We start from the raw sequence: 9,525 nt of genomic DNA, 5'->3' as shown, positions 1-9,525 counted from the left end.
GGCGGCGTTGCTCGTCGTTGCCATAGAGCCGGCTATGTCGCCCACCCGCAAGGGGTAGGCCGTGGTTGTAAAGCCGATAAATCGGCAACAACCACGCTCTCCTCGCGCCTTGCCCTGCGAAAAAATCCATCCGTTTCATTACGTCCCCTTATTTCTGAGTCACGACACTAGTCATGCCTAATTCAGAAGACACCTACAGCCGGCCCTCTAAACCCCCGAGTTTCGCCGTCCGGGAGGACACTATCGAATACGGCTTCATCGGCAAACTCCAAGGCCTCAAGTATGAATACCGCGACGACATCCGCGACCGCGCCGCACTGGAAAAGAACTTCCGGGAAAGATTCGAAGCCCTCAACCGGGTCAAACTGACCGAAGCCGAGTTCGCCCGTCTGTTGGATGAGATCGTCACCCCGGATGTCTTCGCTTCGTGCCTGAGCAGCCTCGACGCCCTGATCACCGCCGCTTCGCCCACGCCTGGAATCCAAACTCGAAGACGGCTTCGCCATTTGCGAATGGCAAATCAGCGGAGGCTCTTGGCTGTTCCTGATTTTTGAAATGAGGAACCTGACGAACGGCCACAGCGAATTGAACCAATGAGCGCTTCGACTGATCCCTACGCCCGCATCTTCCTGCTGAGCCACATGCGCGCCTACACCAGTCTGGCGGGGCATATTCTCGGCTCGCACCCGCAGATCAACGGCTATTACGAAATGCACCTCGGCTACGAAGAGCCTGCTGCGCTGGACCGGCAGCTGGCGGCGTTCCGGCACGACGAGGTGCTGAAGCCGGGGAGCCGCTACCTTTTCGACAAACTGCTGCACAACGACTATGCGCTGAAGCCGGAGCGGCTGGGGCTGGCGGACATCAAGATTCTGCTGGCGCTGGCGGAGCCGGCGCACACGATCAGGAGCATCGTGCATCTGTTTCGGCAGAAGCCGGACCCGGACTTGTATGCCTCGCCGGTGGCGGCGGCGAACTACTACGTCGAGCGGGTGCGGGCGCTGGCCGAGTTTTGCCGCACGACCGACTGGCCCTACAGCTACTTCGATGCGGAGCTGCTGCAACGCGCGCCGGAGCAACTGTTGCCCCGGCTGACGGGCTGGCTGGCGCTGGATTCGCCCTTGAGCGAGCGGTACGAAGTGTTCAGCCAGACGGGTAAGCCGCGCCGGGGGGATACGTCGGTGCGGGTGCGGAGCGGGAGTATCGACCAGACCCGAACGGATTATTCGCATGTCGTGATTCCCGAGGAGGCGCTGAGCCTGGCGCAGACGGCCTACCGGGAATGCCGGGCGCGGATCATCGCGCGGGCGGCGGATTCGGCGACGCTTTAGAACAGGCTGTCCCAGGCATCTCGCTCGGCGCGGTAATTCATCAAGGCCTTGACGATCTGCCGCTTGCGTTGCGCGCGATGCTCGGCGGACTGGATCTGTCCCCAGGCGGAGGCGTGCTCGCCAAAGTTGCGGTCGATGTTGTCGATGAAGGCGCGCACCTGCCGCAGCGCATGGGCGAGATCGGGCGAATGCTCGCGGGCATGCAGCCACCAATGGCCGGCATCGAACACGAGCGCGTTCAGTTGCCGGTTCTTGTCGACGATGGCGTCGTGCTTTTGCTGGTACAGCGCCAGCAGTTCGGCCTCTTTCTCGGCGACGACGGCCTCGATCGTGTCTTGCGCAAAGGGCCGTGTCACGTCCGCCCGCTTGACCAGGGCTTCGGTGGAAAACAGCATCAGGTCGCCGAAGAACTGGCGCTCGAACTCGTTGGACAAATCCACGCTGGCCTCGTCCACCTCCACGCCGGGGCGGAAGTCGTCTCCGCAACCCGCCTCGGTGGTGCGCCGGTGCAGGTTGGGCATGTTGAAGGAGGCGAAGCGTTCCCTGATTTCGGCCGCGATCAGCCGCCCCGCGGTGGGGCCGGACATGCGCAGGCGCAGGTGGCCGAAGGGGATGACGTATTTCAGGCCGGCGTAGTTGACGATGTAGTTGCCGGGGTAAACCGTGCGCGCCGGAGCGAGCTGGGCGAAGCCGCTGCCGTAGGCAAACCCGGTCTTGCGGGTGAGATGCTCGCCGAAGAAGAAGGCATTGAGCCGCCGGGCAAAATCCGCCAGGCACGCGCGATGGTCGTGTTCGCCGGCGAGCCGGCATGAATAGGGAAAAGCCGCCGGCTGGTTGTCGAAGCCGAAGAGGCGGGCCATGTCGTGATAGGCGGCATCGCCCGCCGGCTGCCTGGGCGGCGCGTGAAACTGGCAGGCCTGATCGGCGCGCAGCGCGGCCAGGCGGGTGAAGAAGGCGCTCACGTCGTCGAGAAAGTTGGCCGCCATCACCGCCGGCGAGACGGGCGGATCGCCGACCAGCTTGCCAGTGAGCATCAGGGTATCGGTGGTGCGGAAGATCCTGTCGATGGCGTGGAAGTAATTCAGCGCGGCCACGACCTCTTCGCCGGACGCGGTCTGCCGGTTCACGCACAGCGACTGGTCGCTGTCGACCAGGTAATACAGCGTGTTGTGCCTGTTTTCGGTCAGCTGCAGAAACTTCAGGTAGCTGAGGTTGCGGTTGGCGGCCTGACCCTTGAGAGAGAATTTTTCCCTGGGCTGGGTGGTGAGCAGGTTGCCCAGCCGTTCGCGCGTATGCGGCGGCAGGGCGTGCAGCAGTTCGTACTGCTCGGCAAGGCCGAAGTGGACCACCTGCAGGCCTTTACGCCGGTATTCCTCGACCAGCTCGATATGCCGGCGGACGTTGGCTTCGTCGCGGCTGTCCTCGCTGACGACGACCTGGATCCTGTCCCACCTGCCGGATGCGTGGCCGCCGTAGTCGAACAGCATGCAGACCTGGTAGATGCTTTCGAGGCAGGCGCGCAGGTGCGACGGGCGATCCGCCACCGGGATGCCGAGGATGAAGTGGTGGCGGTCGTCCTTGCCGCGCTGCCGGATCAGCGCCTCCTGCTCGCGGAACAGTGCCTGGTAGCTCGCCAGCAGCGGGGGGAAGTCGGCCTCGGCGGACCACATGGCCTGTTCCAGCAAGAGGGCGCACTGTTCGTGGAGGTCGATCAGCGCGCCGGCGTCGTGGGTGGTGGCCAGTCGCTTGCCGAGTTCGGCCAAGCCGGGAATCGCGGCGGCGTAGCGTGCGATGCAATCCTGCAGGCACGGGCTGGCGGGTGCGGGCAAGGGGTGAGCATCCGGGGGCTCCGGAAAGCGGGGGCGGCGTTCAATGTGCGGTCGGTTCATCGGCACTGGGGCGGGTGCGCAGGCTCGCTGCGAGGCAGAGGCGTAATAGTACCCGCCTGCGCATCAAATCCGGATGGACAGGGCGCTGAGGCGGCGGCGGGTTCGCCCTGCCCATAGCCGGCACCTGCTTATTCCAGCGATCTGCTCATGCGCGTAACCGCACCCGCCTTTCCACCGTCAGCACTTCGCCCGCCGCATCCACCACCGCATACAGCCTGGGTTTCGGGCGGCCAGCCCAGGCCGGGGCGGGGGCTGGGCTGTCCAGGTACACCACTTGGGCGCCGTCGAACTGCTTTTCGACCTGCCCGCGGGCGAGCAGATCGTTGAGGGCGTCGATGGAAATCCCGCGTTGCCGCATGCGGCTGAAGGCGAGGGGGCTGATCTTTCCGAGTTTCATCATGAGGCTTCTCCTGCGTGCGTGCGGTTGCAGCTGCCTGCCAGGCGGCAGGCAGCTATCGCGTATGGCGTTTTCCGGATCCGGTATTTATACTGTATGCAAACACAACTGTACATGCATACAGCATTTGGAGGAAGCCCCATGCGTGACCTGACCCGCCGCCAGGAAGAAATTTTCAACCTCATCCGGGAGTGCATCGAGACCACCGGCCTGCCGCCGACACGCGCCGAGATTGCGCGGCACTTCGGCTTCAGTTCGCCGAACGCGGCCGAGGCGCATCTCAAGGTGCTGGCGAAAAAGGGCGTGCTGGAACTGTTGCCGGGAGCGTCGCGCGGCATCCGGCTGCCGGGCGGTGGCGGTCTGCCGCTCGTCGGCCGGGTGGCGGCGGGCAGCCCGATCCTGGCGCAGGAGAACATCGAGCGCCACTACCAGCTCGACGCCGCCCTGTTCTCGCCGCGCGCGGACTATCTGCTCAAGGTGAGCGGCATGAGCATGAAGGACGCCGGCATACTGGACGGCGACCTGCTCGCGGTGCATCGCAGCGCCGAGGCGAAGGCCGGGCAGGTGGTGGTGGCGCGGATCAGCGACGAGGTCACAGTGAAGCGCTTCCAGCAGCACGGCCACACCGTGCGGCTGTTGCCGGAAAACCCCGACTTCGAGCCTATCGTGATCGACCTCAGGCGCCAGGAACTGGTCATCGAAGGCATCGCGGTCGGGGTGATCCGCAGTGGCAATATCCTGTAAGCGCGACAGGCGGTCGTTACGGGCTTCGATTACACCAGCCGGGCATCGGCTATATTTCAAAGACAGAATCGCTCGATCGACACCGCATTCTGCGGAGCCTCGACCGCGCGATACCCCGGTGCACGGGGTTCCGCCAGGAGGCGCCTCATGTCGAGGAAAATCACCGCTGTCGCGAGTCCGCAGCAGATATGGGAACAGCTGTCGCGCAACGCGCCGATGTTCATCCTTGACGTGCGCAACCGCGACGAGTTCGAGCGCTGGCGGGTCGAGGGCCCGCATTCCGTCCCCACGCTCAATATCCCGTATTTCGAGCTCCTCGACCTGGAGGGTGGGGAGGATGTCGCCGAAGCCGTGATGCGCGGGGTGAAGGCGCAACTCATGGCGCAGCTGCCCGTCGATCGCCCCATTCTTGCCGTCTGCGCCGAGGGCAATACCTCCGGTTACGTCGCGGAAGGGCTGCGCCGCCTGGGCTTCGAGGCGGCGAACCTGGAAGGCGGCATGGCGGCGTGGGGCGATTTTTACGCCTGGCGCCCGGTCGAGGAGAACGAGCGCTTTTCGCTTTACCAGGTGGTGCGTCCTGCGCGCGGCTGCCTGAGCCACGTTCTGGTGAGCGGACATCGCGCCGCGGTATTCGACCCCGCCCGCCACATCGGGTTTTATCGCGAACTGGCCGCCGCGCTGGGTGCGCGGATCGAACGGGTGCTGGATACGCATCTCCACGCCGACCATCTGAGCGGCGGCCCGGCGCTGGGGCAAGGCGACCATATTCCCTACCATCTGCATCCCTACGACGCGATCCATCCCGTAGACATGCTGCCCGCCCGCGTGGCATACCGCCCGCTGGAGGCGGGGCAGACGCTACACATCGGCTTGGCCGAGGTGAGGGCATTGCATTTTCCCGGCCACACTCTGGGGATGGTCGCCTTTCTCATCGAGGGGCGTTATCTGCTGAGCGGCGACAGCCTGTTCCTGGAATCCGTCGCTCGCCCGGATCTGGGCGGCAAAGCCGAGGCATGGACCCCGCTGCTTTACGAATCGCTGAAGCGGATGGCAGAACTGCCGGACGAGACGGTGGTGCTGCCGGCCCATTTCAGCGATATCGCGGCAGGCGATGCAAACGGCATCTTCCGCGCCACCCTGGGCGAACTCAAACAGCGCAATCCGGGCCTGCTCAAGCTGGCCGAGGGCGAAAAAGCTTTCTGCGACTACATCCTGGCGAACCTGCCCGTGTTTCCCGAGGCCTATGTCGAGATCAAGCGGGCCAACGCCGGGCTCGTCAGTCCGGACGCGCGCATGGCGCAGGAACTGGAACTGGGGAAGAACATCTGCGCCGTCGGCAAGGGTGCCGAGCGAGCGCGTGCGGATTGATATCGACGCGGAAAATCAAGGTGATGCGTGATACTCCTGATAAACGGGATCATATTTGGGAAGCGGCCTCGCACGCGCGTGCGGCCGTCCCGGGGCCCGCCCACATGCCGCTCTTTTTCGAATCCGAGGCAGCGCGGGATGCGTGGCCGGCGAACTACAGGAGAGGCGCTTGCTTGTGACCTTCACCACCAAGGGGTTGATCCACAGGCGCTCGGCGGGGATGCGCTCGGCGGCCTTCTTGATCAGGTCGACCATGTGCTGCTCGGTCGGGATGTTGGGCGAATGGATGTCATAGACGCCCGGGCCGAGCTCGTTCGGGTACTTGAAGCGGTCGAAGGCACCCAGCAGCTCCATGTCGGAGCGCGCGGTCTCGATCGTGATGACGTCGGCGTCCATCGCGGCGATCGCCTCGATGATGTCGTTGAATTCCGAGTAACACATGTGGGTGTGGATCTGGGTCTCGTCCGCCACGCCGTTGGCAGCGATGCGGAAGGACTCCACGGCCCAGTCGAGGTAGGTTTTCCCCTGGGACTTGCGCAGCGGCAGGCCTTCGCGCAGGGCGGCCTCGTCGATCTGGATCACGCGCGCGCCGGCCTTCTCCAGGTCCAGCACCTCCTGGCGGATGGCCAAGGCGAGCTGCTTGCAGGACACCGAGCGTGGCTGGTCGTCGCGTGCGAAGGACCAGTTGAGGAGGGTGACCGGGCCGGTCAGCATGCCCTTCATCGGCTTGTTCGTCATGGACTGGCCGTACTTGATCCACTCCACGGTCATGGCCTTCGGCCGGCAGATGTCACCGAACAGGATGGGCGGCTTGACGCAGCGTGAGCCGTAGGATTGCACCCAGCCGAATTGGCTGAAGGCGTAGCCGTCGAGCTGCTCGCCGAAATATTCGACCATGTCGTTGCGTTCGGCCTCGCCATGCACCAATACGTCCAAGCCAAGCGCTTCCTGTTCGCGAACGCTATGGGCGATCTCGGCCCGCATGGCGGCCTGGTAGGCTGCCTCGCCGATCTCGCCTGCCTTGAACCGGCTGCGTGCCTGACGGATTTCGGCTGTTTGGGGGAAGGAGCCGATGGTGGTGGTGGGAAACTTGGGCAGCTTGAGTTGGGCCGCCTGCTTGGCGGCACGGACGGCGTAAGGGCTCTGGCGCTGGCCGAACTGGGGCGTGATCCCGGCCAGGGCGGCCTTGACCGCCGGGTCGTTGACGCGTGGCGAGTTGCGGCGGGCATCACAGGCGGCGCGGTTGGCATTCAGTTCCGCCTTGGTGGCGTCGCGGCCGTGGTTCAGGGCGGCAGCAAGCACGCGCAGTTCTTCAAGCTTCTGCTTCGCGAAGGCCAGCCAGGACTTGATCTCGCCGTCCAGATTCTGTTCGCTGTCGAGGTCCACCGGCACATGCAGCAGCGAGCAGGATGGCGCGATCCACAGGCGGTTGCCCAGGCGCTCGGCGATGGGCTCCAGCCAATCGAGCACCGCGTTGAGGTCGGTCTTCCAGATATTGCGGCCGTTGATGACGCCCAGCGAAAGTACCTTGTGCGCGGGCAACAGGCCCAAGAGCGGCTGGATGTCGTCGCGACCGCTGATCGCGTCGACGTGCAGGCCGGCCACGGGCAGATTGGCAGCGAGGTGCAGGTTTTCAAGCAACTGCCCGAAGTAGGCGGTCAGCAGCAACTTGGCCCGGCTCGCCTTGAGCGTGTGGTATGCGATATTGAAGGCATGTTGCCAGCCAGCACCCAGTTCGGTGACGAGGATCGGTTCGTCGATCTGCACCCACTCCGCCCCCGCGTCGGCCAGCGCCTCGAGCAGTTCGGTGTAGAGCGGCAGCAGGCGCTCCAACAGGGACAGCTTGTCGGAACCGTCCTTTGCCTTCCCGAGGGCGAGGTAGGTAACGGGGCCGATGATCACCGGCTTGGCCTTGACTCCTTGGGCTTTGGCCTCGGCCAGTTGCTCCAGCAGACGCGAGGCGTCCAGCTTGAACCGGGTGGCGGCGGTAAATTCGGGGACGATGTAGTGGTAATTGGTGTCAAACCACTTGGTCATCTCGCCGGCGGCCACGCCACCGCACGCACCACTGCAGCATTGCGTCTCGGCGGAGTGGGCCGAGCGGCCACGCGCCACGCGGAAAGCGTTGTCCAGCGCATCGCCGTGGAAACCCTGAACCCGTTCGGGCAGGTTGCCCAGGGTGAAGCTCATGTCCAGCACCTGGTCATAGAACGCGAAGTCACCGACCGGTGCCAGGTCCAAGGCTGACTGGTCCTGCCAATGGCGGCGCCGCAGTTCAGTGCCTAGCGTCTTTAGCGCGTCGCGGGAAGACTGATCCTTCCAGTAGGCCTCGAGGGCGAATTTCAATTCGCGCTTGGCGCCAATGCGGGGAAAGCCGAGATTGTGGGTGAAAGCCATGATGGATGCCTCGATCAATGTAACGTGGCGGCATCCTAGGCGCATCGATCAATGAATAAAAATGGTATTAATTCATTCATAGATGAATTTTTCTCATGTAATAATCGCGCATGGCCGTTCTGGAACGCATCCATCTCGAAATCGTCCATGCCGTGGCTCGGCACGGCTCCCTTACGGCCGCCGCAGAAACGCTCCATCTGACCCAGTCCGCCCTGAGCCACACGGTTCGCAAGCTGGAAGACCAGCTTGGGCTAACCATCTGGCATCGCGAGGGCCGCAGCCTGCGTCCCACCCAGGCCGGCATCTATCTGCTGTCCATGGCCGACCGGCTGCTGCCGCAACTCCAGCATGCCGAGGAGCGTCTTGACCAGTTCGCCCGGGGCGAGCGCGGCACCCTGCGGATCGGCATGGAATGTCACCCGTGCTACCAGTGGCTGCTGAAAATCGTGTCGCCCTATTTGTCCGCATGGCGGGCCGTAGACGTGGACGTGAAGCAGAAATTTCAGTTTGGCGGCATCGGCGCGCTGTTCGCATACGAGATCGAGCTGCTGGTGACGCCCGACCCGCTCTACAAGCCCGGCCTCACCTTCGAGCCGGTGTTCGACTACGAGCAGGTGCTGGTCGTCGGCCCGGGGCACCCCCTGCGTCAGGCCGCCTACGTTCAGCCCAGCCAGCTCTCCGACGAGACACTGATCACCTATCCCGTGGAAACCGACCGGCTCGACATCTATACCCGCTTCCTCACGCCGGCCGGCGTCAGCCCCCGGCGTCACAAGGCCATCGAGACCACCGACATCATGTTGCAGATGGTCGCCAGTGGGCGCGGCGTGGCCGCGCTTCCGCGCTGGCTGGTGGAGGAGCAGGCCGACAGGTTCGATGTCGCCCCGGTCAAGCTCGGCCGCCAAGGCGTGGCCAAGCAGATCTACCTGGGTTTCCGCGATGCGGACGCAGAGATCGACTACCTCCGCGCGTTCGTGGAGCTCGCGCGCGGCCAGCGCGATAAGGAAGAGAGAACGAGATGAACCCCACGCGGCCAGCCGCAGCCCCTCGGCCTTTTCGTTCTTGGCGCCGGGGTTGGTCGTGCCGACCATGAGTTGTCACCCAGCCCCCAGCCGGAAGGGGCGGAGCGGATTCCGTTACCGGGATTTCAGGCGGGATGACTCGAGTCTCGTGGGAGCGACATCCAGCTGCCTTTACGCTATTTAACATAATATACATTATGCGCAGTAGCCGAGGCCAAGGGGCAATCCGTGCCGCCTCGGAAACCCGCATGCCTTCGTCGCCAGAATCGCCCCTTCTCGGGGTCGTCGGCTGACCTGGGTTTTTCGTCCCCGGTCGAGGGTCGCCGGTCAGAGTCCGGGTCTACTGTAATACCCGGACTTAGTGCAATGGGTTGCAC

At 64.2% G+C, this 9,525-nt stretch carries 8 protein-coding genes; 5 read left to right on the top strand and 3 right to left on the bottom strand.

Annotated features, from left to right (window positions below):
- Nucleotides 1-173: 173 nt before the first annotated feature.
- Nucleotides 174-554 (top strand): hypothetical protein, encoded by a 381-nt coding sequence (locus Q0L94_RS10745; protein WP_296753182.1) that lies wholly within the window; start codon nt 174-176, stop codon nt 552-554.
- A gap of 39 nt (nt 555-593) precedes the next feature.
- A complete protein-coding gene (locus Q0L94_RS10740; protein WP_296753181.1) occupies nt 594-1,331 on the top strand; it encodes a hypothetical protein in 738 nt (245 codons plus the stop codon).
- Here the strand turns inward: Q0L94_RS10740 and Q0L94_RS10735 are convergent.
- Both Q0L94_RS10735 and Q0L94_RS10730 read right to left on the bottom strand, forming a co-directional pair.
- Entirely contained in the window at nt 1,328-3,160 is a 1,833-nt protein-coding gene (locus Q0L94_RS10735) for a hypothetical protein (protein ID WP_296753180.1), read from the bottom strand. The genes Q0L94_RS10740 and Q0L94_RS10735 overlap by 4 nt on opposite strands.
- Before the next feature lie 205 nt (nt 3,161-3,365).
- Nucleotides 3,366-3,620 (bottom strand): hypothetical protein, encoded by a 255-nt coding sequence (locus Q0L94_RS10730; RefSeq protein ID WP_296753179.1) that lies wholly within the window; start codon nt 3,618-3,620, stop codon nt 3,366-3,368.
- 138 nt (nt 3,621-3,758) lie between these two features.
- Between Q0L94_RS10730 and lexA the strand changes: the two genes are divergently transcribed.
- Together lexA and Q0L94_RS10720 are read left to right on the top strand one after the other, a co-directional pair.
- The gene (gene lexA / locus Q0L94_RS10725; RefSeq protein ID WP_296753177.1) at nt 3,759-4,361 is read left to right on the top strand and encodes a transcriptional repressor LexA; all 603 of its coding nucleotides are present in this window, start codon (nt 3,759-3,761) and stop codon (nt 4,359-4,361) included.
- 147 nt (nt 4,362-4,508) lie between these two features.
- Nucleotides 4,509-5,729: an MBL fold metallo-hydrolase gene (locus tag Q0L94_RS10720; protein ID WP_296753175.1), complete on the top strand. Its 1,221-nt coding sequence runs from the start codon at nt 4,509-4,511 to the stop codon at nt 5,727-5,729.
- A 15-nt stretch (nt 5,730-5,744) separates the two neighbouring features.
- Here the strand turns inward: Q0L94_RS10720 and metE are convergent, their stop codons facing one another.
- Nucleotides 5,745-8,126: a 5-methyltetrahydropteroyltriglutamate--homocysteine S-methyltransferase gene (metE, locus tag Q0L94_RS10715; RefSeq protein ID WP_296753174.1), complete on the bottom strand. Its 2,382-nt coding sequence runs from the start codon at nt 8,124-8,126 to the stop codon at nt 5,745-5,747.
- Between the two features lie 110 nt (nt 8,127-8,236).
- Between metE and Q0L94_RS10710 the strand changes: the two genes are divergently transcribed.
- Nucleotides 8,237-9,148 carry a LysR family transcriptional regulator gene (locus tag Q0L94_RS10710; RefSeq protein ID WP_296753172.1) on the top strand — a complete coding sequence of 304 codons (912 nt, stop codon included), beginning with the start codon at nt 8,237-8,239 and terminating at the stop codon, nt 9,146-9,148.
- The last annotated feature ends 377 nt before the right edge of the window (nt 9,149-9,525 follow it).

The sequence above is a fragment of the Thiobacillus sp. genome (genome assembly GCF_024708915.1).
Note: the sequence above shows the minus strand (reverse complement) of the source record. Positions and strands in the feature narration are given on the sequence as shown.